This window comes from Marinobacter salexigens (assembly GCF_018860765.1).
GTDB classification, from domain to species: Bacteria; Pseudomonadota; Gammaproteobacteria; order Pseudomonadales; family Oleiphilaceae; genus Marinobacter; species Marinobacter salexigens_A.
Window position 1 is genome coordinate 278,227 of record NZ_JAHKPV010000001.1, and the last position, 22,734, is coordinate 300,960.

At 54.4% G+C, this 22,734-nt stretch carries 26 protein-coding genes; 6 read left to right on the forward strand and 20 right to left on the reverse strand.

Annotated features, from left to right (window positions below; translation table 11 throughout):
- The first annotated feature begins 9 nt into the window (after positions 1–9).
- Positions 10–870, forward strand: a complete 861-nt coding sequence (locus KO508_RS01280; RefSeq protein WP_354667988.1) for a LysR family transcriptional regulator — start codon at positions 10–12, stop codon at positions 868–870.
- A 3-nt stretch (positions 871–873) separates the two neighbouring features.
- On the opposite strand, the gene rarD is transcribed toward KO508_RS01280, so the two are convergent.
- Positions 874–1,764 carry an EamA family transporter RarD gene (gene rarD, locus KO508_RS01285; RefSeq protein WP_216006545.1) on the reverse strand — a complete coding sequence of 297 codons (891 nt, stop codon included), beginning with the start codon at positions 1,762–1,764 and terminating at the stop codon, positions 874–876.
- 114 nt (positions 1,765–1,878) lie between these two features.
- Between rarD and KO508_RS01290 the strand changes: the two genes are divergently transcribed.
- Both KO508_RS01290 and KO508_RS01295 read left to right on the forward strand, forming a co-directional pair.
- Positions 1,879–2,259 (forward strand): rhodanese-like domain-containing protein, encoded by a 381-nt coding sequence (locus KO508_RS01290; RefSeq protein WP_216006546.1) that lies wholly within the window; start codon positions 1,879–1,881, stop codon positions 2,257–2,259.
- Positions 2,260–2,292: 33 nt separating this feature from the next.
- Positions 2,293–3,282, forward strand: a complete 990-nt coding sequence (locus KO508_RS01295; protein ID WP_252737751.1) for a sensor domain-containing diguanylate cyclase — start codon at positions 2,293–2,295, stop codon at positions 3,280–3,282.
- A 90-nt stretch (positions 3,283–3,372) separates the two neighbouring features.
- Here KO508_RS01295 and KO508_RS01300 read toward each other — a convergent pair whose 3' ends face one another.
- Together KO508_RS01300 and KO508_RS01305 are read right to left on the reverse strand one after the other, a co-directional pair.
- The gene (locus KO508_RS01300; RefSeq protein WP_216006547.1) at positions 3,373–3,798 is read right to left on the reverse strand and encodes a hotdog fold thioesterase; all 426 of its coding nucleotides are present in this window, start codon (positions 3,796–3,798) and stop codon (positions 3,373–3,375) included.
- 45 nt (positions 3,799–3,843) lie between these two features.
- Positions 3,844–4,668 carry a substrate-binding periplasmic protein gene (locus KO508_RS01305; RefSeq protein WP_354667989.1) on the reverse strand — a complete coding sequence of 275 codons (825 nt, stop codon included), beginning with the start codon at positions 4,666–4,668 and terminating at the stop codon, positions 3,844–3,846.
- Between the two features lie 294 nt (positions 4,669–4,962).
- Here KO508_RS01305 and KO508_RS01310 point away from each other — a divergent pair, with 294 nt between their 5' ends.
- From KO508_RS01310 to KO508_RS01320, 3 genes are all read left to right on the forward strand, one after another.
- The gene (locus KO508_RS01310) at positions 4,963–5,646 is read left to right on the forward strand and encodes a type 1 glutamine amidotransferase domain-containing protein (RefSeq protein WP_216006548.1); all 684 of its coding nucleotides are present in this window, start codon (positions 4,963–4,965) and stop codon (positions 5,644–5,646) included.
- 139 nt (positions 5,647–5,785) lie between these two features.
- Complete coding sequence (locus KO508_RS01315; RefSeq protein WP_216006549.1) at positions 5,786–6,514, forward strand: MotA/TolQ/ExbB proton channel family protein; 729 nt, start codon at positions 5,786–5,788, stop codon at positions 6,512–6,514.
- Complete coding sequence (locus tag KO508_RS01320; protein WP_216006550.1) at positions 6,511–7,557, forward strand: peptidoglycan -binding protein; 1,047 nt, start codon at positions 6,511–6,513, stop codon at positions 7,555–7,557. Before KO508_RS01315 ends, KO508_RS01320 begins: the two co-directional genes overlap by 4 nt.
- Here KO508_RS01320 and KO508_RS01325 read toward each other — a convergent pair.
- The 17 genes from KO508_RS01325 to KO508_RS01405 form a co-directional block, all read right to left on the reverse strand.
- A complete protein-coding gene (locus tag KO508_RS01325; protein WP_252737753.1) occupies positions 7,554–8,498 on the reverse strand; it encodes a ketopantoate reductase family protein in 945 nt (314 codons plus the stop codon). The genes KO508_RS01320 and KO508_RS01325 overlap by 4 nt on opposite strands.
- A 24-nt stretch (positions 8,499–8,522) precedes the next feature.
- Positions 8,523–8,858: a hypothetical protein gene (locus tag KO508_RS01330; RefSeq protein ID WP_216006551.1), complete on the reverse strand. Its 336-nt coding sequence runs from the start codon at positions 8,856–8,858 to the stop codon at positions 8,523–8,525.
- 145 nt (positions 8,859–9,003) lie between these two features.
- Positions 9,004–10,599 (reverse strand): methyl-accepting chemotaxis protein, encoded by a 1,596-nt coding sequence (locus KO508_RS01335; protein ID WP_216006552.1) that lies wholly within the window; start codon positions 10,597–10,599, stop codon positions 9,004–9,006.
- 128 nt (positions 10,600–10,727) lie between these two features.
- Positions 10,728–11,534 carry a 2-oxo-3-hexenedioate decarboxylase gene (dmpH, locus tag KO508_RS01340; RefSeq protein ID WP_216006553.1) on the reverse strand — a complete coding sequence of 269 codons (807 nt, stop codon included), beginning with the start codon at positions 11,532–11,534 and terminating at the stop codon, positions 10,728–10,730.
- Positions 11,534–12,562: a 4-hydroxy-2-oxovalerate aldolase gene (gene dmpG / locus KO508_RS01345; protein ID WP_216006554.1), complete on the reverse strand. Its 1,029-nt coding sequence runs from the start codon at positions 12,560–12,562 to the stop codon at positions 11,534–11,536. The genes dmpH and dmpG overlap by 1 nt, the downstream gene beginning before the upstream one ends.
- Positions 12,563–12,577: 15 nt before the next feature.
- Entirely contained in the window at positions 12,578–13,489 is a 912-nt protein-coding gene (locus tag KO508_RS01350; RefSeq protein ID WP_216006555.1) for an acetaldehyde dehydrogenase (acetylating), read from the reverse strand.
- 29 nt (positions 13,490–13,518) lie between these two features.
- Positions 13,519–14,304, reverse strand: a complete 786-nt coding sequence (dmpE, locus tag KO508_RS01355) for a 2-oxopent-4-enoate hydratase (protein WP_216006556.1) — start codon at positions 14,302–14,304, stop codon at positions 13,519–13,521.
- Between the two features lie 9 nt (positions 14,305–14,313).
- Positions 14,314–15,771 carry a 2-hydroxymuconic semialdehyde dehydrogenase gene (locus KO508_RS01360; RefSeq protein ID WP_216006557.1) on the reverse strand — a complete coding sequence of 486 codons (1,458 nt, stop codon included), beginning with the start codon at positions 15,769–15,771 and terminating at the stop codon, positions 14,314–14,316.
- Between the two features lie 123 nt (positions 15,772–15,894).
- Positions 15,895–16,782, reverse strand: a complete 888-nt coding sequence (locus KO508_RS01365) for a SphA family protein (protein ID WP_216006558.1) — start codon at positions 16,780–16,782, stop codon at positions 15,895–15,897.
- Between the two features lie 43 nt (positions 16,783–16,825).
- Positions 16,826–17,017, reverse strand: a complete 192-nt coding sequence (locus KO508_RS01370) for a 2-hydroxymuconate tautomerase (RefSeq protein WP_216006559.1) — start codon at positions 17,015–17,017, stop codon at positions 16,826–16,828.
- Positions 17,018–17,128: 111 nt separating this feature from the next.
- The gene (locus tag KO508_RS01375; protein WP_216006560.1) at positions 17,129–18,052 is read right to left on the reverse strand and encodes a catechol 2,3-dioxygenase; all 924 of its coding nucleotides are present in this window, start codon (positions 18,050–18,052) and stop codon (positions 17,129–17,131) included.
- 5 nt (positions 18,053–18,057) lie between these two features.
- Positions 18,058–18,396, reverse strand: coding sequence for a 2Fe-2S iron-sulfur cluster binding domain-containing protein (locus tag KO508_RS01380; protein WP_200363231.1), 339 nt, complete (start codon positions 18,394–18,396; stop codon positions 18,058–18,060).
- A 13-nt stretch (positions 18,397–18,409) separates the two neighbouring features.
- On the reverse strand, positions 18,410–19,471 hold the full coding sequence (locus tag KO508_RS01385) for an NADH:ubiquinone reductase (Na(+)-transporting) subunit F (protein WP_216006561.1): 1,062 nt from the start codon (positions 19,469–19,471) through the stop codon (positions 18,410–18,412).
- Between the two features lie 10 nt (positions 19,472–19,481).
- Positions 19,482–19,841: a phenol hydroxylase subunit P4 gene (locus KO508_RS01390; protein ID WP_216006562.1), complete on the reverse strand. Its 360-nt coding sequence runs from the start codon at positions 19,839–19,841 to the stop codon at positions 19,482–19,484.
- A 61-nt stretch (positions 19,842–19,902) separates the two neighbouring features.
- Entirely contained in the window at positions 19,903–21,447 is a 1,545-nt protein-coding gene (locus KO508_RS01395; RefSeq protein WP_200363237.1) for an aromatic/alkene/methane monooxygenase hydroxylase/oxygenase subunit alpha, read from the reverse strand.
- Between the two features lie 14 nt (positions 21,448–21,461).
- Entirely contained in the window at positions 21,462–21,731 is a 270-nt protein-coding gene (locus KO508_RS01400; RefSeq protein WP_200363239.1) for an MmoB/DmpM family protein, read from the reverse strand.
- Positions 21,728–22,729 carry an aromatic/alkene monooxygenase hydroxylase subunit beta gene (locus KO508_RS01405; protein ID WP_216006563.1) on the reverse strand — a complete coding sequence of 334 codons (1,002 nt, stop codon included), beginning with the start codon at positions 22,727–22,729 and terminating at the stop codon, positions 21,728–21,730. Before KO508_RS01405 ends, KO508_RS01400 begins: the two co-directional genes overlap by 4 nt.
- Positions 22,730–22,734: the final 5 nt, after the last annotated feature.

Here is a 22,734-nt window from a genome sequence, read left to right on the forward strand (position 1 = left end):
CAAATTCGAGTGTTTCTGGCCGTGGTTCGCAACGGCACTATCGCCGCTGCTGCCCGGGAGCTGAGCCGAAGTCGCACCACGGTGAGCACAGCCCTGGCCGCGCTGGAAGACGAGCTTGGCGTTGCTCTTTTCGAGCGCAGCGGCAACCAGCTTCAGCTGACCACCATCGGCCATGCCATAGTGACCGATTGCCGCCGGTTTGATCAGGTCGCCGGGCAAATTTTCGCACGCTGCCAGCACCATCTCAGCGGGGCCGAATCGGTTTTGCGAATAGCGCGGGACGATTCCATTCCAGAACCGGTATGGCGGGATTTGCTGCGTCGGCTCAAGATCCGCTTTCCCCAGACCAGCCTTTCCGTGTATCTGGCCACGCCCAGAGAATTGCCGCCTTTGGTAAAAAACCAGTCTGTAGATGTGGCCTACGGGCTTATGCCTGCGCTGGCAAGTGAGGGCTACCAATGGTTTCGGGAACTCGCCGATGTGCGCATGCTGACCGTTGCTGCACCGGATCACACCTTGAGCCAACTGAAACGGGTCACTCAAGACGATCTCATCAGTTTTACCGAAGTCACCCTCGCATTTATGGAGAACGATCGGCTGGAGGCAGAGTCGCCGGAAACCGCCAACTATCTGGCCTTCACCATGTACGAACTGATCCGGGATGCGGTGATTGATGGTGCCGGCTGGGCAGACTTACCCTTACCGCTGATCGCGGATGCCCTGAAACAGGAACAACTCAAGATTGTACATCACCGCAGTGCACGCTGGTGGAAGGTATTCAGCTCGCTGGAATCCGAACAGGCCCAAGGCGGGGCCGTTGTGGGCTGGCTGGCGGAAGAGCTGGCGCAGTATCTGGATACAATGGAGTAGGCATCATGCTGCTGCAGGCTTGCTGCGCCCTGCCCAGGCCGACCAGGAATAAATTCCCAGTGCAATCCAGATCATCACAAAGCTGGTTAATTTTTCCGGGCTCAACGGTTCGCTGAACACCAGCAGTGCAATCAAAAACTGAATGGTCGGGTTGATATACATAAGAAAGCCGACCGTCGAAAGCCGCAGCCGGCGAGCCGCACCGGCAAAGGCGAGTAAAGGCACCGCTGTCACTATGCCGCTGGATAGCAGTAAAAACGTGGTCGCGGTACTGTCCCCGAAGTGGGACACCCCGGCATAACTGAGAGCCGAAAGCGCAAGAAGGCCAACCGGCAACAGCAGAAGGGTTTCCACAAACAGACCGGAAAGCCCGTCCAATGCTACTTGCTTGCGGAGCAAGCCGTAGGTTCCGAAACTGAACGCCAGCACCAGAGTTATCCAAGGCACCACGCCGAGTAGAAACAGCTGATAAAGAATCGCAATGGCTGCCAGTACCACAGCCACTATTTGAAGCCGGGAAATACTCTCCTTCAGCACCAGCATGCCCAACCCGACATTTACCAGAGGCGTGAGAAAGTAGCCAAGACTAGCTTGCAGCACTTGTCGACTCTCTACTGCATAAATGTACACGCCCCAGTTCACCGCGATAAGCACGGCACAACCAAGCACATACCCTAGCCTGGATGGCTTCGCCAATGCCGCTTTTACCGGCGGCCAGCGCTTCAGGAAGGTCACAATCACCGCCAGAAAAACGCAGGACCAAAGCACTCGGTGAATCACCACTTCCCAGGCTGGCACACCGTCAAATAGTGCAAAATACAATGGAAAGCAGCCCCACATAATGTAGGCAGACAAGCCGTATGCGACGCCTTTACTGGTTTCCGGCAGGGCCATTGAATAGCTTCCTTATTAAACTGTGACACTGAATTTAGCACACCCGAAGGGTTACGCACCTGAGCAATATGTCTTAATCTGGCTAAACACTCATAACAGTATGGAGAGCCTTCCATGAAAACAGCTCAAGATTTTGTTGCGGAAGCAAAAAAACACATTCAAGAAGTTCCTCTGGATAAGGCCGACACTGCTATTCAGGCGGCAGACTTGCTGTTAGATGTTCGCGATAGTGACGAATATCAACAGAGCCATATTCCACAGGCTACGAATATTTCCCGAGGTCTGCTTGAGTTCAAATTCAGCAACGACCCGGCTCTGGCAGACCGGAGCATGAAAATCGTAGTGTATTGCAAAAATTCAGGCCGCTCAGCGTTGAGTGCGAAAGCCCTTCAAGATATGGGATACTTGCACGTGCAATCAATTGAAGGCGGGTTTGACGCTTGGCAGGAAGCTGGCAAGCCCATAGCCAAACGGGAGTTGCCATCCTTCGATTAATGGTTGCCATATCTGGCCAGCAGCCCCGATAATATGACGCCAATGACTACCGGAAAAAGCAAAAACGGCATTCCTGTGCGGCGCATCGACCCCGACCCAGCAGAGCCTTTGACTTCTGAAGAGCCGGCTGCCAATACAGGGCTAAAGACGGTTCTCGATAATCTAGACGCTTTGGTCTACGTGGCGGATTTCGAGACTCACGAACTGCTGTACATGAATGCTTTTGGTTACAACATGTTTGGTGGTTTTCAACAGGGGCAGAAATGCTGGCAGGTTCTTCAAGACACTGATAGTCCTTGCAGCTTCTGCACAAATCACCTGCTGCTTGACAGCTCCGGCAACGCCACCGGGGTTCATGTTTGGGAGTTCCAGAACACCGTAAACAAGCGCTGGTACCAATGTCGCGATCAAGCTATAACCTGGACCGACGGGCGTCTCGTTCGCCTTGAAATCGCCACAGACATTACTGACCGCAAAAACATGGAAATAGCCCTGCTGAGAGCGCAAGAGCGGGCTGAAGCAACATCCCTTCAAGACGAGCTCACACAGCTGAACAACCGCCGAGCATTTTTCCAGCTTGGCGGGCAGTTCCTAAAACACGCAAAACGGCGCAACACATCCATCGCAGCAATCATGTTTGACTTGGATCACTTCAAACTGATCAACGACACCTACGGCCACGAAGCCGGGGATGCCGTTCTCAGGGAAGTGGGTAGGTTGCTCCTAGCCGAAGTGCGAGACTCGGATATCGCCGCGCGTATTGGAGGCGAGGAATTTGCCGTGCTACTGCCAGAGTCTTCTCAGGAGCAAGCCATGGAACTCGCCGAGCGGCTGCGCAACACACTTGACAGCCTCAAGGTAAGATACAAGCAGACGGAGCTAAGGCCAACCGCAAGCTTCGGTGTTGCCATGCTGTCGCCAGACGATGACCGGCTTGAGTCGTTGTTATCACGAGCCGATGAAGCCATGTATCTATCCAAGGCCGATGGTCGAAACCGAGTACACCTTTTCCCGCAGTTCTAAGCCAAGCGTAAAGCAAGGCCTGAGAGAACCGCGTGGGTAGCTTAAAAGGTGGATCACGAGGATCTTTGAACTCACCCTGCTGTCTATGGATTAGGGTCGACGCGTAACCGCCATGGTCAGGCGGGAAACGCAGGTGGTTTTACCCTCTTCGTTTGTCATACGAATCTCCCACACTTGGGTAGAGCTGCCGATATGAAGGGGTTTGGCGGTTCCGTATACCCAGCCCTTGGTGACAGGGCGTATATGGTTGGCGTTAATTTCCAGCCCTACCGCAACAGTGGCCGGATCTTTCAGGCAGCAGTTTGCTGCCATGCTGCCAAGTGTTTCCGCTAAAACCACTGATGAGCCACCATGGAGGATGCCAAACGGCTGAACCGTGCGCTCATCAACGGGCATGCGGCCTGTTACGTAGTCATCCCCAATTTCGGTGTACTCAATACCCAGGTGGGAAACTGCCGTGTTAGCACTGGCTTTCGCCAACTGCTCAAGATCCGGTGTACGGGTCCAGATTGCCATACTGATAGAACTCTCTAGCTGGTTGGATAAATTGCCCCTGTCGCCCTATGGCTGAAGTGACATGTAGCGGGCCGTATACTCGCTGATAAGCGAGTCCAAGCGGCCTGAATTGAGTAGTGTATACAAGCGGTCGGCGATTCGCTCACGGAGTTCAAACGTATTGCACGGCGATTTTTTAGAAAACGTATAGAACAGCCCTTCAGTACTGATGGGGACATCCAGAGCGACAAACTCGTCTGCCAACCCTAAACGTTGAAGCTTAACTTGCCCTTGCAATCGCTCATATAAAACATAATCAACACGCCCGGCAAGCGCCATTTCAAAGGATTGCTCGATTGTCCGCACTCCAACTATCTCCAAACTCTTTTCGGCGAAGCTGTCAAACCCTTGCCCAAAGCTGTTATTGATCAGTGTACCTCCCTGCTTACCCTTTAGATCCGGCCAGTGGCGATATTCGAAAACTCTATCTTTAGGCACCCAAACGGATACGGTAAGTTGCGTAAACGGCGGCAATAGATAGTCCATATACTGGGTGCGCTCTGGGGTGATGAAAGCCCCGGCAATCATATCCAGCTCACCATATCTGGCATGGCGCTGAACGCGAGCCCATGAGCCGAGGCTCTTAACCTCAAGTTTGACCCCAAGAGGCTCAAGTATTTCCGCCAGCAACGCCGTGGCAACGCCCGTAAGCGCCTCCGGCTCTCGGGAGTCTTCCCAAAGCAGTGGCGGATACTCGGGGTTGCCGCTCACCGTTAGCGTTTTACAGGCACGCTCTTCCGCCAATCCCGGTTTGCACAACACCATTGCCGCCAGCAGCAAGATAGAAAGTCTGGCAGAGACGCCGAGCGAATGTTTTATATGAGCTAACACGTTAGCGAGCATCCTCTTCTCGGGTTTTCAGCCACAAATTTACGCCGGAACTATCGCTGTACCCAGCGTGTCTTCTCAAACTCTTGAGCTTAATGATCTGTATACTTCAATATCATATCTTCGTACAGGTCTTCCGCTTAAGTCAGTATAGACGCTCTCAAATCCAAGCACGCCCTGCCTGCGTAAAAAGACTCCAATCCCAACGGTTGAATTAATACGCGATCAGCACAAGGGAACAGAACACGTCAGGTAAAAACACGTGACTTTCACTTCACGACGAAAAGGACAAGCGGTATGAAGATCCTAATGGTACTTACCTCACATGACCAGATGGGCGACACAGGGCACAAGACCGGCTTCTGGCTGGAGGAGTTCACAGCGCCCTATTATGTATTCCGCGACGCTGGCGCAGATATCACTATCGCCTCACCCAAAGGTGGAAAACCGCCCATCGATCCCAACAGCGAGGCCGATGAAGCGCTGACCGACACGACGCGCCGCTTTCAGGCAGATGCCCACGCTAAGGAATCCCTCGCTAGCACAAAGAAGCTGAGCGATGTGCAGATGAACGAGTTTGATGCGGTCTTCTACCCCGGAGGCCACGGCCCCTTGTGGGATCTGGTCAGCGACGACAAGTCCATAGCCATACTCAAAGCAGCTTATGAGCAAGGCAAAGTGATTGGTGCTGTATGCCATGCGCCAGCGGTGTTCAAAAATGTTGAGATTAAGCCGGGGCAAAATCTCGTTGGCGGTCGCCAAGTGACCGGCTTTAGCAACAGCGAGGAAGAAGCCGCTGGCCTCACCGCTGTGGTGCCTTTTCTGTTGGAAGACATGCTGAAAGAAAACACAGCAACCTACTCCAAAGGCGACGACTGGGCGCCACATATCGTTGTGGACGGTAAGCTGATTACCGGCCAGAATCCGGCCTCATCCGAGGGTGCGGCCAAAGCGGTAGTGCAAACCCTCCAGCAAGACTGACAGGGCAATAGCAGCGACCCCGGCTTGGCCTCTTGTCTGGCCGGGCATTTTCGCTGCCACGATCTCCGGCAATTAAGCACCAACCTTCGCCAGTCTGTGCTAACGTTTTGAGGACTATCTTAAAAGGCTGGCTTTTTTCATGAGTAATCCAAAACACACCCTTTTCTGGATGACGCTCTTCCTCGCGGTTGTCGCAGTTGTTGGCGTATTGATCCACAAACCTCTGGCCTCTGCATTTATGGCCAATTGGGTTTTCAACCTGCTGATTGTTGGCGTGTTGCTTATCGGTATCGGCCTCACCTATCGTCAGGTATTTATCCTATTTCCGGAACTGCGCTGGGTTTCCCAATTCCGCACCGGCCACTCCGGCCTTTCGGTATTGCAGGAACCCCGCCTACTCAAGCCTCTAGCCCGACAGTTGGGTGAAGAATCCAAGCGAGATCGCTTCACGCTTTCTACCATGTCGCTTCGTACCGTTCTGGATGGCATTCATTCAAGAATGGATGAGCAACGGGAGATCACACGCTACTTTATCAGCCTGCTGGTTTTTCTCGGGCTCTTAGGCACCTTCTGGGGCTTGCTCGGCACCATCAATGCGGTAGGTGAAGTAATTACCAATCTGGACATGGGCCAAGGAGATTTCGGCAAAGTGTTTGCAGATCTCCAAGCCGGGTTACTAACGCCGCTACAAGGCATGGGCACAGCATTCAGCTCATCTCTATTTGGCCTTGGGGGGTCGTTAATACTCGGCTTTCTCGATATTCAGGCTGGCCATGCCCAGAACCGCTTCTACGATGGGCTGGAAGAATGGCTTACCGGTGTAACCAACCTGCTAGACCCATTCACCAGCAATGAAACCCAGCCATGATCGGTTCCAGACGCCGAAGCCGCAGTAATATCAACGTATGGCCAGGGTACGTAGACGCTCTCTCGGCCCTATTGATGCTGGTGATATTCATGCTGCTGGTTTACGTGGTGAGCCAGCTTTACCTTTCCCAAACGCTATCGGACCGCAACTCCGAGTTGGCCCGCCTGAACCAGCGTTTGAGTGAAATATCACAACTGCTGGGGCTGGAGCAGAGCAAAACGGCGGCACTGGAGCAGCAAATGCTCACGGTTCAGAGCAACTTCAGCGACAGCCAAGCTGAAAATGAAGACCTACAAAACCGGCTGGATGCCACCCGCAATCAGCTTATGCAGCAAACCGCCGATGCCGAAGCCCGCGCAGAAAGGCTGGCAAATATGAATCAAGAACTGGACGACAAGGAAGAGCTTTCCATTAGCCAGCAAAACATGATCCTGCGGCTATCCAACCAAATTGCATCGCTCCAGAATCAACTGCGCCAAATAACCGCTGCCCTTAAACTGCAGCAGGAAATGACTGCAGATAAAGAAGGTGAGCTAGAAAAAGTCAGTCAACGCTTGAACACCTTACTGGCGGAACGCGTCAACCAACTGGAGCAGTATCAATCTGAATTCTTCTCGCGGCTAAGGAATATTCTGGCCGCCAATGAAAACATTCGGGTGGTCGGCGACCGCTTTCTGCTGCCTTCGGAACTGCTGTTTGCATCCGGCTCCGCCCGGCTAGGGGCAGAAGGTAAGCGCGAACTTGATAAACTCGCCGGCGTTCTGCTTGAAGTGGTCGAAACCATACCGGCGGATCTCGATTGGATTCTGCGTATTGATGGCCACACTGATCTAATACCCATCAACACGCCGCAGTTTCCCTCCAACTGGGAACTTTCAACCGCCCGAGCGGTGGCCGTTGTTCGCTACTTGGCGGATCAGGACGTGCCACAAAACCGAATGGTTGCGGCAGGATTTGGCGAATTCTTCCCGGTTGCGAAGGGCACCACACCAGAGGCTTTGCAAAAAAATCGGCGCATAGAAATCAAGTTGACGGATCGCTAACCCAGACCATGCTCCAGAAGCGCATTCACGGTAGTGGTATAGGGGGCGTCAATTCCGAGCTCATTGGAGCGGCGAAGCACTGCCCCGGCGATGCCATCTAGCTCAAGAGGGCGGCCCTTTTCCTTATCGACCAGCATGGATGTTTTGATTGCGTTGAAGCTGCTGATCAGTGCGAACATCTCGTCAACATCGGCTTTGCCAAGCTCCACGCCGTCGGCCTTTGCGGCTGCGGCGGCCTCCGCCATCATGCCTTGCACTATTTGGCTGAACCGGGGATGTCGGGTCAGGCTTTGCGTATCCAGCCCGGTAAGGGCAGAGATCGGATTGACCCCATTGTTGATCACCAGCTTACGCCACAGTTCAGAGCGAATGTTATCCGACACCATTGACGGAATGCCGGCCTTCTCAAACGCGGTCTGCAGAATTTCCAGAAGCGGGCGACGGGCGTCCTGCTCATCCGGAACCACCGGCCACTCGCCCATAATAATCTGCGCGACGCCTTCCGCTTCAACAACGCCGGGCCCAACGATATGGCCACCGATGCGCACAGCTAGGCCACCAAGAACCCGGCTCTCGCCAAGCCTTTTGGCAATCAAAGGTTCGTTATCCACCCCGTTTTGCAACGACAGAACAGGCACATCACTTTGTGCCAGCCAGGGGCCCAGCTCATCCAGCACGGCCTTTGTGGCGGTGGACTTTAACGCAATGGCAACAACATCAAAGTCCCCGGGCTGGTAATCCTGCATCAACGTAGCATGATCAACTGCGGGAACCCGACACTCTATCTGACGATTCTCGTAATGAACCAGTAGGCCCTTTTTCTTCAGGGCCGCAAGGTGTGCTCCACGGGCCGTAAGAACAACCCGGTGGCCGGCCTCAGCCAACCTTGCCCCATAATAACCCCCAACTCCGCCTGCGCCGATCATGAGTACACTGAGCATGTGAAGAGTCCCCGTTGCCATCCTTTATGTTGCCAGTTTGCGGTCATTAAACACCATCATAGCCTGCAGGGTGGCCAAGGAGCCAAATGCAACCTGGTATCCCTCTGCCGGATATGCGCCAGCGTTCGCCCCACCCCAAAACCCGATAACGACTCCAATGCCCCACTGAAAAACAAAAGCCCCCAGAAACACCAGCAAGTTGAGCGCGGTGCTGGCTCGACCGGTCAGACTTCTGTCAAAGTGACCTGACACCAAAGAAAATAATGTGGCGGACGCGGAGCCCAGGAATCCCATCACAGCCATGAACAGAGGCAGTACAGCTACGTGCCAGCCAGATGCCATGGTCACAACCATGCTCATAAACAGCTGCCTCCAGCAGTCAGGCTACCGGTGTGGTTGCAGCCAGCGGCGAATGGCACAAATATACTCAAAGCAACTTTTCGAGTCTGTGTTGCTGGCGCTACTTCAAGCTCTATCATTGCCACTCCATCTATTCTAGGGTGCTTTATTTCATATACACCTGCGGGGTACTGCCAGCATCGGCCGGCATCAGGTGCTTGATCAGCAAGTGCTGCCGGCCGACATGATAACCGACGGCCTGACCCGACTTGACGGTATCAAGAAGCTGCTCGCTGGTACTGACTGCTATTTGATGTATATCGTGAATGTCCTGATTCAGCTGATGCACGGTCTGGTTTTGCTGCTCACTGGCCGTGGCAATCTGTTGATTCAGACCATTGCTCTCAGAAATGCCCGCTACGATATTCTGAAGCTCTTCGGTGCTGGCAGACACCTGTTCGACACTGACTGCGGACTGACGCTTGCTCTTTTCGGTGGACTCGACCACCCGCCGGGACCCTTCCTGCAAGGCGTTGATCATCTCTTGAATCTCGTCGGTGGATTCCTGCGTCCGTTGCGCGAGTGAGCGAACCTCATCTGCCACCACAGCAAACCCTCGACCACTGTCTCCGGCACGTGCGGCTTCGATGGCAGCGTTCAGGGCCAGCAGGTTGGTTTGCTCCGCAATGGCGACGATTACATCCAGTATCCGGCCTATGGACTGGCTATTCCTATCCAGCTCCTCCACGATCTGGCCGGACTCTTCCAGCTCCTGTGCCAGTGCGCGAATGCTGTTTCGGGCAGCGGCTGCCGAACGAGCACTCTCTTCTCCGGATGCCCGGTTCCGTGCACTGAGACTGGCGGCCTGCTCGGTGTTCTCTGAAACCTCCCGAATGCTTGCACTGAATTCTTCGATGGATGTGGCCACTGTGGACAGTGCCAACAGCTGCTTTTCAGAGGCGTCTGTGCTCACCTGCAACAAGCGGTTGGCCTGCAGGACATTGTCCTCAATCTGCCCGCTGCTATCGCGGATTCTGGTCGCCATGACCTCCAGCCGCACTTCCACCAGCCGCATGGCAAGTTCGATCTGACCAACCAGACCGGCATCGCCGGTATAAACCAGTTGCTTGATCGGATGGCTGACGATTTTGCGACACCGATGGTACAGCCGGTTCAGCGGGCGGTTGAGGCAGTACAGAGAGCCAAACGAAACGGCACCACCCAAGGCAAAAAAGATAGCAGACAGACCAATCTGGCCGAACATCCCCGCAACTAGCGAAGGAGTGAAGCAAAGCGTACCAACAAGCCATTGCTGGGTGGCTGGCCCTGGCAGAGGGACTCTCAGCGCCAAGGGCTGCTTGCCCATGCTGCGAGCCCGATAAACCTGCTCGGTACGTTGTATGACATCAATATCAGGTATCCGGTAAATGGCCTGATACTCAAGCACCGTGCCTTCTGTGTCCGTAATGGGGCTGACAAACGCATCGAGCCACCAATCCGATCCATCGGCCTTGCGATTACAGAGCATACCCATCCAGGATTCACCCCGGCCAATGGTATCCCACAAATCCTTGAGCGGACCCTTGGGCATTTTGGGGTGTCTCAACTTCCTGAACGAGCCTGCTTTCAGCTCGTCTTCCGGGAAGCCACTGAGTGCACAAAATGCTCTGCTCGCGTAGGTGATTTCACCTTCGCTGTCGGTCAATACCAGTAGCTGAGCCTGCTCATGGGGGTGATCCGGGAACGTTTCAAATCGGGACATCCTGTTTAACCTCCGAAATGGAATAAGGGACCGCAAGCAACACCACACAGGCCTCTGTGTAACCCGATATCAGAACGCTGTGACATCGGGTTTCAGAAGGGTCTGAAACACACGCAAAGCATAGGCCCTTAAACAAATTTACCGCTCAAGGTGCCCAGGCCCTGATAACGCACGGTGAAAGCATCACCTTTCTCAACCTGAACCGCCGCCGTGATAGCACCGATCATGATAAAACTGCCAGCCGGCAAGCTCTCTCCACGCTCTCCCATCATGTTGGCTAGCATGGCCACCGAAGCAGCCGGGTGCCCCAATACCGCAGCTCCCGCACCGGTCTGAACCACTTCTCCGTTGATTTCCATCACCACGCCGATGGTCTTCAGGTCTACATCTGCAACATCGGCCATGCGCCCGCCGGTTACGAAACGGCTGGATGACGAGTTATCGGCGATCACGCTTTTGAGGTCAAATTTGAAATCCTTGTAACGGGAATCGATCACTTCAACCGCGGGCATAACGAAATCGGTGGCACGCAGAACATCGCCTATGTGTACACCCGGCCCTTTCAGTTCGTCCTTGAGTACAAAGGCCAGCTCTGCCTCAATCTTGGGATGAATCAGCTCATCGTGCTTGATCTCACCACCTTCAGGCACACTAAAATAGTCCGCAAGGAAACCATAACAAGGCTGCTCAACACCCATCTGTGCCATCTTGGCCCAGGAGGTAAGGCCCATTTTCATGCCAACAATCTTGTGACCGCGCTCTTCCTTGCGACGACGCATTTCCCACTGGATGTCGAAGGCATCCTTATAGGTCATTTGCGGGTAGTCGTCGGTGATCTTGGTGATCTCATAGGCTTCAAGTTCGGCGTTCTCGCAGTGGATCGCCAACTCTTCAATCTGCGCCTGAGTCAGTTTGTTCTCATAGGTTTCAGTCATCAGATCAATCCTTTTTCTTTAGCCATGGTCAACGCCAGGTCTTCAATCATGTCTTCTTGCCCGCCCACTGTGCCGCGCCGGCCGAGTTCAACCAGAATGTCACGGGCTGAAATGCCATACTTTTTTTCGGCCCTTTCTGCGAACAGCAGGAATGAGGAGTAAACACCCGCATAGCCCAGGGTCAACGCGTTGCGGTCCACACGGATTGGCTGATCCATCATGGGTACCACCAGGTCTTCGGCCACATCCATGATCTTGTATAGATCAACACCGGTTTCCACACCCATGCGATCCAGCACGGCACAGAATACTTCCAGAGGCGTGTTTCCAGCCCCCGCACCCAAGCCGGCAACAGAACCATCGATGCGGGATGCCCCGGCTTCAATGGCGGCCAGTGAGTTGGCAATGCCCATACCCAAGTTGTGGTGACCGTGAAAACCGATCTCGATGTTGGATGGCAGTTCTGCACGCAACAAACCAATGTGCGCCGTGACATCATCCGGTAGCATGTAACCGGCAGAATCGGTGGCGTAGATGCAGTTGGCACCATAGCCAACCATGAGCTTGGCCTGCTCCAGAATCTTCTCCGGGCTGACCATGTGCGCCATCATCAGGAAGCCCACTGTGTCCATTTCCATCTTTGATGCCATGCCGATGTGCTGTTCCGACACGTCGGCTTCGGTGCAGTGGGTAGCCACGCGGATGGTGGAAACACCGCAATCTTTCGCCATTTTCAGGTGATCAACCGTACCGATCCCCGGCAGCAGCAGCGCAGAGATCCTGGCGTTTTTCATTTTCGGCACCACCGCACGGAGGTACTCCTCATCGCTGTGAGCCGGAAAACCATAGTTCAGTGAGCGTCCGCCCAAGCCATCGCCGTGGGTGACTTCGATCAGCGGCATACCGGCTTCATCCATGGCCGTGGAGATACTCACCATTTCGTCCAGGCTAATCTGGTGGCGCTTCGCGTGCATACCATCGCGCAAGCTCATATCGTGCAGCGTGACTTTTTTACCGTTCAAGTTCATTGTTCTCTCCCCCGCTTAGCCGCGTGCCGGCAATGTGATGGTGCCGTCGGCAGCTTCTTCAGCAAACATCTCGGCAGTGCGTAGAGCGGCGGCCGTCATGATGTCCAGATTACCGGCATACTTGGGCAGGAAATCGCCCAACCCTTCCACTTGCATATAACAACTGACCTTGTTGCCATCAAAGATGGGGCCGTTGACCAGGGTGTAACCCGGAACGTACTTCTGTACATCCTTCACCATGGCGTGGATGGATTCCGTAATAGCTGTCTGGTCCGGCTCACCTTCGGTGAGACAATGGATGGTGTCACGCATCATCAGCGGCGGCTCGGCCGGGTTGATGATGATGATCGCCTTGCCTTCTTTGGCCCCACCCACTTTCTCCACGGCACCCGCTGTGGTGCGGGTGAACTCATCGATGTTCTGGCGCGTACCCGGGCCCACTGAACGTGAAGACACCGTAGCGACAATCTCGCCGTAGGCCACTGGCTGAACACGGCTGACAGCTGCAATCATCGGAATCGTCGCCTGGCCACCGCAGGTCACCATGTTGACGTTCATTTCCAGGTTTCTGGCATGGTCGGTCAGGTTCACCGGTGGCACACAGAAGGGCCCAACGGCTGCAGGTGTCAGGTCCACCATAATGACGCCCAGTTCGTTCAGCTTACGGCTGTTCTCGGCATGGACGTAGGCGGACGTTGCATCGAAAGCAACGCGAACATCATCCGCGATGATATTTTCCAGAACACCATCTACCCCGGTTGAGCAGGTTTTAATGCCCATTTCGGCAGCACGCTTGAGACCTTCGGATTCCGGGTCGATGCCCACCATCCAGACGGGCTCAATCCACTCGGAACGCTGCATTTTCATGAGCAGGTCGGTACCGATATTGCCTGGGCCGATAATGACCGCTTTAAGTTTTTTGTTCATAATCGTATTCCTGTTATCAATGGGGCCGGTCAGATAAAGCGGACAGACGCACTGCCAATTCCACCGATGCTCACATTCATAAAGTCACCGGCTTGCACTGGCTCCAGAGGCACCAACGAACCTGACAGGATCACTTCGCCAGCTTTCAATGGAATGCCAAACTGCCCAAGGGTATTTGCCAGCCAGGTAACGCAGGTCACCGGGCTACCCAAAGCCGCAGCGCCTGCACCGGTACTGATAATCGAGCCGTTCTTTTCCACCACCATGCCGCAGGTAGCCAAATCCACCTTGCGCGGATTCACAGCACGATCGCCCAGCAGGAAGACACCGCAGGAAGCGTTGTCGGCCACCGTGTCCTGAATTTTTATTTCCCAGTTTTCGATACGGGAATCGACCACCTCAAAACAAGGGAGCACACAATCGGTTGCTGCCAGCACATCGGCCGCTGTCAACCCCGGGCCCATCAGGTCTTTTTTCAGAATGAAGGCAATTTCACCCTCGGCTTTGGGCTGCATTAGGCGGTCAGATATCTGAATTTCCTCACCCTGACTAAAGGCCATTTTGTCGGTGAGATAACCGAAGTCCGGCTGACCCACCTTGAGCATGTTTTGCACAGCCTTGGAGGTCAGGCCGATCTTCTTACCGATCACTTTTTCTCCGGACTCGATACGACGCTCCAGAACCCGGAGAGAAATGTTGTAGGCATCGTCAATGCGGATATTGCTGAAACGCTCGGTCAGCGGGCGCACGGGAGTGCGGTTAATCATGGCCTCGTAAAGCTCATCACCACAGGCCTGAATCTGTTGCTTGTCCATGTCCGTTCCTCAGAGTTTGATGCAGATGTTTTTGGTTTCGGCATAGAATTCGAGGCCGTGCACACCACCCTCGCGGCCCAGACCGGACTGTTTGGCACCACCAAACGAGGTGCGCAGATCCCGTAGGAACCAGGAGTTCACCCAGGCCAGGCCAACTTCCATCTGCTGTGCCACACGGATTGCGCGGGCCGAGTTTTCGGTCCAGATTGCACAGGCCAGGCCGTAATTGGTGTCATTAGCCAAAGCGATGGCTTCGTCTTCGGTATCAAACGGGCGGATATGGCAGCAGGGACCAAAAATCTCTTCGCGCACAACGCGAGCATCATCAGGCAGGCCGGTCCAGATGGTCGGCTCGATCCAGGCACCCCCATTAAGCTCCGCGCCCATGTCCGGGATACCACCACCAATCTCAACGGTTGCACCTTCTTCCCGCGCCAGATCGTAGTAGCTCTTCACCTTGTCGCGATGCTCCAGGCTGACCAGCGGCCCAAAGTTAGCCTCGGGGTCTTCCGGGCGGCCCAGCTTCAGCTTGGCCACTTCTTCTTTCATGCGGGCAAGGAACTGGTCGAAAATCGAACGCTCCACATAAACTCTCTCGGTGCCCAGGCAAACCTGACCACAATTAACGAATGCTGAGCGCATGGTGCCTCCAACAGCTTTTTCGAGATCGCAATCGGCAAATACGAGTCCAGGGTTCTTGCCGCCGCACTCCATGGAGACGTTGCGCAAGCCCACAGACGCCGCTCTCATGATGGCTTCACCCGTGCGGGTTTCGCCGGTGAACGTGATGGCATCCACCAATGGGTGAGACGTCAGGAAAGCTCCGGCAGAATCCGGGCCAAAGCCGTGTACTACATTAAACACACCGGGTGGTACGCCACATTCGTTCATAACCTCGCCAAGCAGTGTGGCCGTAGCCGGCGTTTCTTCCGATGGCTTAACAACAACGGTGTTACCACAGGCCAACGCGGGGCCAACCTTAAAGGTCATCAGCAGCAATGGCAGGTTCCATGGGGAGACAACAGCGATAACCCCCTTTGGTGTGCGGTGGCCAACATTCAAGGCACCTGCCCCATCCGGGGTGTCCATCCGGAAACCTTCGGTCGGATGGCTCATGGATTCCGCAAATTCTTTGAAGTTAGCTGCACCACGGGGAATATCTATATGGCTGGCCATGGAGCGCGGCTTGCCAGTATCGAGGCACTCTGCATCCAGAAACTCGTCAAAACGCTCATTAATGCGATCAGCAATTTTGTACAGCATTTCAGATCGCTGCTTTTGCGTCATTTTACCCCAAGAGCCTTTCAGGGCGGCCTTGGCAGCACGGACAGCAGTATCGACTTCCGCTTCACCGGCTTCATGAACCTTGCCAATCAGGCTGTTGTCGACCGGGCAGCGGTTTTCAAATAACTTGCCGCTGGCAGACGACACATACTCGCCATTGATAAAATGTTTGAACTCTTTCATGGCTCACCTTTTTCGTTAACTATGTCTGCGCACTGCCGCAGCGTTCTGGTTGTTCGAGTAACATCTCAATGTCCTTAGCTCGATCAAGCTCTCGCCTGTTTTCGAGAGCTTGATCTCCTGGCCTTAAAACACCTTGGTAAGATGCAGGCGCAGCAAAGCCCCTTCCGGCCCTGCCTCGTTGTTATATTCCTGGTAAAAAGCGGCGTTCAGACCCAGCCCGTGGTTGGGCCAGAAATAGCCTGCTTCAGCGCCGAGAGCATGCTTCTCAGCTTTATCGGTAGAGCCACCTTTATCGCCCTCCAGTTGCCAGGCTTCATAGCCCACCAAACCGATATTCAGTCCGGTGTCCAGGCGGTGGCTCAGGGCCCACTCGATCAGGTAGCTGTCCCCGGGCGTAACACCGGTATCATCCTGCTCTGTCTTGATTTCGTACCGGGACAGCGCTGAAAAAGACCAGCTTTTATCTGCATCAAAATGCCAGTTTCCACCCAGGGTCAGCATGGTAGTGCCATGCCCCTTACCGATTGACGCTGGCTCCGTGGGCTCATAACTTGCAGTCTCAAACCAGTGGCCCGCAGCAAACACCGCGTCCCATTGTTGTCCATGCCACCCCAAAACAACCGGCCCAACAAAGATGTCACCGAGGCCGCTATCGCTGTCCTTTACGCCCACGCCTCTGAAATCAAGCGAGGTGTTCTGCAACGGAATTATGGTTTCCACACCATAGTTGGCACCCAAAAACGTTTTATCCGTGATCCAGATAAACCGGTTGGCCAAGGCTGTCACTTCACCTGTGTTCTTGCCGGGTGCTTTGTTAGCCTGGCCGTCTCTCAGATTGTCGATGTCGTAACGCACCAGATAACCACGGTAGTAAACCCCCGGCGGCGGAACGGCAGGGCCACCTATACCTTCCACGCCTGGAACATAGTGTCCGTTGGCGGCCAGCGCGGGAGACGAAAGTGGAGCCGCCGCCAAAAGGCCCGCCAGAGTCAGTATTTTTGTGTATCTCATCGATACGTCCTTTTTTGTAATTTTTGGAAGTTGTGTTTTTGATCTAGCGCCCGAGTTTTTTCGCTGACTGACCCGCAATGCCGAAGTGCTGCTTGGGCATCTCGGTAATCATCACTCGTATGCGCTCTTTAGGTGCATCCAGGGAGCGTGCCATGGCTTCGCTCACCTCCCGGATCAGCGTTTCCTTTTGCTCATCACTGCGACCTTCAATGATATAAAGCTGTGCAATTGGCATAACCTCTCCTTATTCGATGGGAACCGGCACCCAGGCCCACAAACCTGCAACAGCCGGTGATTCTGTCACCGGCAGCTGTGCTGAGGGTGCTTGTTTCCAGCACCCGGTTTATCAGGTCAGTACGGACAGGAACCGCTCGTTCAGTGCCCGGTCGTGGTAGAAAATGGCTTTGCCCAGTTCCTCGGCGTCCCAGGTCACTGGCTCATGGTCCGGGTAGTGGTAATCGCCACCGGCGAACACTTCGTTCCGGTTGCCAGACGGGTCAAAGAAGTAAATGGTCTGGCCGTGGGTGAGACCATGGCGAGTCGGGCCGATATCGATGGAGGTGTCGGTCATAGACAGCAGATCCGCGGCCTTCAGAACATCCTGCCAGGTCTCCAGAAAAAACGAGGCATGGTGGAATTTGGCTGGCTCTTCGTGATGAATAAACGCGATATCGTGCGCCTTGGTGCTGACCGTCAGGAACTGTGCAACCCGTTTTCCGTCTGGAGCTATTACTTGCTCAGCCAGATCAAAACCGAGCACATCACGGAACAAATTCAGAGTTTCATCCAGATTAGGACCATAGAGCAGGCAATGGTCAAAACGCGTTGCTTTCATACCTTCAAGCCCGCGCGGCCAGGCTTCTGGGTTGCGATTGCCCACACCCCATTTACCGGTCTGCTTCTTCGTAGCAAAGATTTCAAAGGCGTGTCCGGTGGGAGCGATAAAACGCACTCGGCGCCCGCAGTCCTTCAGTTCACCCTCGGGAACGTCTTCGATCTCACAGCCAAACGCGGCGAGTTCGCCACGCAATTGATCCACCACCTCTTCGCTGAGGCACTTGAAAGCCATAAAGTCCATACCAGGCTCATCTGCCTCACGAAGCACGACGGAGAACTTGTCCACCTCGGTCCAAGCTTTTAAATACACGCGTCCTTGATCATCACGGTCCATTTCGATCAGGCCCAAAAGGTCATTGTAGTGTTTGACGGCTTCATCCATATCGAGAACACGGATCTGGACGTGACCGGGACGCATTACACCCTTTTTCATAATCATTACCTCATTGCTTTTGTTGTTGTGTGCTCATTCGTGTGTCTGGCTGCAGGTTGCTGCGGCCGGCATTCAATAATCAGATCGGTCAATGGATAGATGCGACAGGCCAGCACCTGATCCTGTGCAAGCGCTTCCGGGGGCACGTGCATCCGGCTCATCTTTCCACAGGAATACTGGCCACTGAGCACGGTAACCTTGCAGAAGCCACAACCACCGCCCCTGCAGCCCACCGGCACGCATTTCAGCCCCTGTTGCTCCATAGCCTTGAGAACGCTCTGGCCAGACTTGCAACGAAACGACTGACCACTGCACTGTTCGGTGACTTGCAAGAACTCGCCCATGGGCCGGCCCCCATCAGATTTTTTTGAACAGGGCAGAGCGCTGTGCATCTTCCGCTCCGTCAGCCGCCGTCAGGAATTTCTCCATGAAAATATCCCGTTCAAACAGTCGCCCTCGCATCAGTGCGGTGAGGGCCGCATCAATCATTGGTGGCGGCCCACAGAGGTAGGCTTTTCGGCCCGAAAAGCGTTCGTCAAAATGCGCTTTCGCGGCATCGTGCACGTACCCCTTGAACCCTTGCCAGCTGACGTCCTCCTCGGCCTGACTCAAGGCGGGGACATAGGTAAAGTTTTCATGGTCACGTGCCAGACCTTCAAAAAGCTCTCGGTTATAGAGTTCTTCCAGATTGCGGGCGCCCTGAAAGAGCACGATCTGCCGGTCATCGTCCTGCGCCAGCAGGTCCAGAATCATGCTTTGGGGGCTGGAAAGCCCGGAGCCACCGGCAATGAAAATGAGATCACCCGGCTGGGAGCTGCGCACAAAGAACTGCCCGTATGGCCCTGACAGGTTCAGTCTGTCACCTTCTTTTAACTGCTGGTGAATGTAGGATGTGGCCGCGCCCCCTTCGACCAGCCGGATATGCAGTTCCACTTCATCTGCACGGCTAGGAGGATTCGCCAGCGAGAAAGCCCGGGAGCCTTCCACGTCAGGCAAATCGATATTGATGTACTGGCCAGCCTGAAAGGCCATTCTTCGATCAAGCTTTAAGTGCACGCCCTTGATGGTTGGCGACAGGTCAACAATTTGGGTGACCGTGGCTTGATAATCCTCAACCGGATACCCCTCAAAGTCTTCATCTACATCAATGTCCGCTTCAATGGTCACGTCACTTTCAAGCGTGGCGCAGCAAGCCAGCACCTTGCCCTCTTCTCGCTCACTGTCCATCAACGCAAATGAAGAGGCTTCTCCCAGATCCACATCACCGTCGACCACCTGAACCTTGCAGGTTCCACAGGTTCCGTGGCCACAAGCAAAGGGCAACCACACACCACTACGAAGCGCGGCCTGAAGGATGGTCTGGCCATCTTCAACTTCAATCTGTTCGCCAATCGGCTCAATGGTTACGGTATGGCTCATAACTCAACCCTCAGGATGCGGAACCCCGGATGCCTTCCAGGCCCGGAGTGGTTACGGTCAGCATGCTTTTATGGTCAATACCGCTGTCGATCAGTGTGGCGGCCGGATCCGGGGTGAAGGCTTCACCGTTAAGCAGCCACTGGGCATTCAGAAAGTCAGCTTTTTCGGAATCCGGGTGCCCGGCAGCCGCAGGCTTGAGCAGCTCGTCTACAAACGCACCAAAGGTCATGTCCGGCGCAACCAGTAACGCAAAAGGTGCGCAGAACATCAGATGCTTTGGCCAGTAGACATAAAGCAGCTGCATGCCGTTGAAGTTCTCGACACGGTCTTTGGGTTCTGCGTGATATTCGGATATAGCGTTAACACTCATGGTGTTCTCCTTCTTGTTTTGGTGGCCCGCCCGGGCTGACAGCGAGGGCGGGCAAATCTGGTCAGGCTGCGGTCTTTTTCTCGCTATTCGACTGCAATGGCTTCAGGCCCTTGATATCTAGCCAACGCTGGTGATCCGGCGAGCCGTGATATTCCATGTTGTCGACGCCAAGATTGATGTGGTAGTACTTCTCAACCACTGTCGCGACGTCCGCACCACCGCAGTTACCCTGATAAATCTGATGTACTGGCAGCCAAGCCTGTATGTACTTCTCTGGCTCGTTCTTGAAGATGTCGCAGCAACCGTCGGAGCAGAAGTGGTAGCGCTCACCTTCGTGCTTGATCTGGCGATGACTGAACACTGACGGATCGTCTTTTTCGGTAAAGATCACTGGTATCTGGCACACCTGACAGAGCTGGGGAAGCGTGTTGTTGTAGAAACGACGTCCCTCTTTCTGCTCTTTATCCCAGTGCTCAAAGCGGGCGCGGTAGTACTTGTCGAAAGTCTCCGGATACTTCTCAGAGAGCCAGGTCATCTCTTCTTCTTCGGGCATCCAGGTGTGGAAGTTGGTGGCCTGACTGTACTGGTAGAAAGTGCCCCAGGCCTGATGGCTGACGTGGTTCTTGGCAGCGTTCGCAACATCCTGATACTTGGGAGGTCGAATGCCGTAGCGCTCCAGATCCTTGAACAGGGCTCCACCATTCTGCTCGTAGTAAACTTCCCAGGCTTCCGCCCAGGACATCACCTTGTTAGGCAACATGTAGTCCATCATCATTCCCACCAGACTCAGTAGGCGGAAGCCACGCCAGAACCACTTGTCGATCCAGCGCTGAATGATCGGTACGTTGTCCTCGTGCTGCTCAAGTATGAACTTGATCACCTCAAGGCCGAGGGTCATGTGACGGGCTTCATCCGACTGGGCAGAGAACCCGAAAGTGACCGTAGCCATATCACCGTTGTAGGCGGCGCCCGACATAAAGGGCACAAACAGTAAGTTGGTCAGAACGTATTCAAACGAGAACGAAATGGCTGTCAGGAACTCGAAAGGGCCCGCAGAGCGTGCGTCATCGAAGAAAGATTTGGGAACCGAGAGGAACCAAATCCTGTCATGCTGGTGCGCCGCATCATGCAAGCCATTGAAATGCTTGTTGTAATGGCTCATTGCGTGTTGCTGGGTCTGGGAGTGGCGCAACTCGTCAATGGCCTGCAGTTGGCAAGCGACTCTGGCACCGGCCCCACTAAACTGACGACCAACCCGCGCATACCCCTGAAATGCCGCGTATTCGAGTGGCGAAACACCCGAAAGGAACAGCTTCAGCGCGTTAACGTAACGGGCGTCAGTAATGTTCTGATGGCCGTTATTCTGAGCAAACGCATCAAAAATTGCGTACAGCTTCTTTTCTTTCTCGGCCTGATACTTCCAGTAGGCATCCATGGTCAGGCGAAACGGGTCTTCCCATTGCGACCAATCGGTAATCTTGATGCCCTCAAACTGCTCATCCGGATAGATGTCTTCTTTTTTCTGGTACGTGGGCTCCCAGGCCATATCACGGGTAAGGTACTGGTACTTGTCTTTCAGGTTCAGCTTCTTGTTTTTAATAGCCATCTTGAATCTCCCAATCAGTTCCACTGAAGAATGAAGTGGTCGTCGTCTTCGTCGACATTGCCGCCAATACTGATCACATCAATCAGCATTTCCTGAACATCCCATTCGCGACCGAGTGTCTCCTCCATGGTTGCGCGGTTAATAACCAGACGTTTTTCCGCCTCAATCCGGATCATGGCCGGTTGGTGCTGTACCTCAGCCTCCGGGTTGTCCTGCATTACCGCTTCAACCAAATAGCGGGCGTTGTCGTTGTCCTGAAATGCGATGAATACTTTCTGGCTCATGCCTGAACTCCTGTACTTTCAAGACCAACTTTCTTCAGCCGGACAGAAAGCTCTGCGCGGATTTCATCCAGAGCATCGATACCGGTCGTAGCCTGAGCAATCGGTTTCAAGGCCTCATAAGCGCGAGGCTCCCACTGGGTCACCCATAACTGGAGCTGTTCACGGTTACCCTCACTCTCGCCAACAACGGTCTTGGTCATTGCGTTGGTCCAACGCAATGATTCCTTGAACCAGTCGCGTTGGAACTCGGTGAGCAGAGACACATCCTCGGCACCCTGCTCGCCCAACCAAGCGTCCATCCTGTCGTAGATCAACGGATACATAAGGCCATCCAGAAGAACGTTCTGCACAAGCGTGAGCTCGAACCAGTCATCGATCACCAGCATGTCTTCCACTAGTTTGCGCATGGGCTGCCAGAGTTCGTCGTCCATCCAGAAGGTTTTGGATTCATCCAGCGCCTTGCCTGTGCTGCCATCGAGCAGCAGAGCAATACGGGACAGGTACTGGCCAATCCCCAGTCGGTCGGCTGCAGCAAACATGTGCATCTGGGCAACGGTAGTCGCGATAGCATCGCCCGCGATTTTGCTGTTGTTCATATTCGCGCCCAGCTCAACATGGCGCAGGGGCACTAACAGTCGTAGGAGCTGGTGCTGGGTTTCCTCAGGCAGGCGGGTCAGCAGGTTTCGCTTGTCGCAGAAGCCAAAGTTGCTTTCTGCAGCTTCCTGCATCTTGGCCCGGTTGCCGACATAGGCGCCGTAGAAAAACTGGCGCGGATCGGTTACGGCATACCAGTCATCCATTTGCATGGCAGTACGGCTGGGGTCGTTCAAAGTGCGCTTCGGATCCCACAGCGGCCGGTAGTGAAAATTGGTTTTGGCTTCGATATCAAAACTGGCTTCCTGATAGCGGGTTGCCGGCTTGTCACCAAACCTGCGAGCTATCGCGGAGTAGGTATTGCGAATGGGTTCCACAGAGGTGGTTTTTATTTCAATAGTCATAACTG

Coding starts and splice junctions, on each gene's coding strand:
- rarD (WP_216006545.1), bottom strand. CDS start 1,764: ATGGCCCTGCCGGAAACCAGTAAAGGCGTCGCATACGGCTTGTCTGCC.
- KO508_RS01290 (WP_216006546.1), top strand. CDS start 1,879: ATGAAAACAGCTCAAGATTTTGTTGCGGAAGCAAAAAAACACATTCAA.
- KO508_RS01295 (WP_252737751.1), top strand. CDS start 2,293: ATGACGCCAATGACTACCGGAAAAAGCAAAAACGGCATTCCTGTGCGG.
- KO508_RS01300 (WP_216006547.1), bottom strand. CDS start 3,798: ATGGCAATCTGGACCCGTACACCGGATCTTGAGCAGTTGGCGAAAGCC.
- KO508_RS01310 (WP_216006548.1), top strand. CDS start 4,963: ATGAAGATCCTAATGGTACTTACCTCACATGACCAGATGGGCGACACA.
- KO508_RS01315 (WP_216006549.1), top strand. CDS start 5,786: ATGAGTAATCCAAAACACACCCTTTTCTGGATGACGCTCTTCCTCGCG.
- KO508_RS01320 (WP_216006550.1), top strand. CDS start 6,511: ATGATCGGTTCCAGACGCCGAAGCCGCAGTAATATCAACGTATGGCCA.
- KO508_RS01325 (WP_252737753.1), bottom strand. CDS start 8,498: ATGCTCAGTGTACTCATGATCGGCGCAGGCGGAGTTGGGGGTTATTAT.
- KO508_RS01330 (WP_216006551.1), bottom strand. CDS start 8,858: ATGAGCATGGTTGTGACCATGGCATCTGGCTGGCACGTAGCTGTACTG.
- KO508_RS01335 (WP_216006552.1), bottom strand. CDS start 10,599: ATGTCCCGATTTGAAACGTTCCCGGATCACCCCCATGAGCAGGCTCAG.
- dmpH (WP_216006553.1), bottom strand. CDS start 11,534: ATGACTGAAACCTATGAGAACAAACTGACTCAGGCGCAGATTGAAGAG.
- dmpG (WP_216006554.1), bottom strand. CDS start 12,562: ATGAACTTGAACGGTAAAAAAGTCACGCTGCACGATATGAGCTTGCGC.
- KO508_RS01350 (WP_216006555.1), bottom strand. CDS start 13,489: ATGAACAAAAAACTTAAAGCGGTCATTATCGGCCCAGGCAATATCGGT.
- dmpE (WP_216006556.1), bottom strand. CDS start 14,304: ATGGACAAGCAACAGATTCAGGCCTGTGGTGATGAGCTTTACGAGGCC.
- KO508_RS01360 (WP_216006557.1), bottom strand. CDS start 15,771: ATGAAAGAGTTCAAACATTTTATCAATGGCGAGTATGTGTCGTCTGCC.
- KO508_RS01365 (WP_216006558.1), bottom strand. CDS start 16,782: ATGAGATACACAAAAATACTGACTCTGGCGGGCCTTTTGGCGGCGGCT.
- KO508_RS01370 (WP_216006559.1), bottom strand. CDS start 17,017: ATGCCAATTGCACAGCTTTATATCATTGAAGGTCGCAGTGATGAGCAA.
- KO508_RS01375 (WP_216006560.1), bottom strand. CDS start 18,052: ATGAAAAAGGGTGTAATGCGTCCCGGTCACGTCCAGATCCGTGTTCTC.
- KO508_RS01380 (WP_200363231.1), bottom strand. CDS start 18,396: ATGGGCGAGTTCTTGCAAGTCACCGAACAGTGCAGTGGTCAGTCGTTT.
- KO508_RS01385 (WP_216006561.1), bottom strand. CDS start 19,471: ATGAGCCATACCGTAACCATTGAGCCGATTGGCGAACAGATTGAAGTT.
- KO508_RS01390 (WP_216006562.1), bottom strand. CDS start 19,841: ATGAGTGTTAACGCTATATCCGAATATCACGCAGAACCCAAAGACCGT.
- KO508_RS01395 (WP_200363237.1), bottom strand. CDS start 21,447: ATGGCTATTAAAAACAAGAAGCTGAACCTGAAAGACAAGTACCAGTAC.
- KO508_RS01400 (WP_200363239.1), bottom strand. CDS start 21,731: ATGAGCCAGAAAGTATTCATCGCATTTCAGGACAACGACAACGCCCGC.
- KO508_RS01405 (WP_216006563.1), bottom strand. CDS start 22,729: ATGACTATTGAAATAAAAACCACCTCTGTGGAACCCATTCGCAATACC.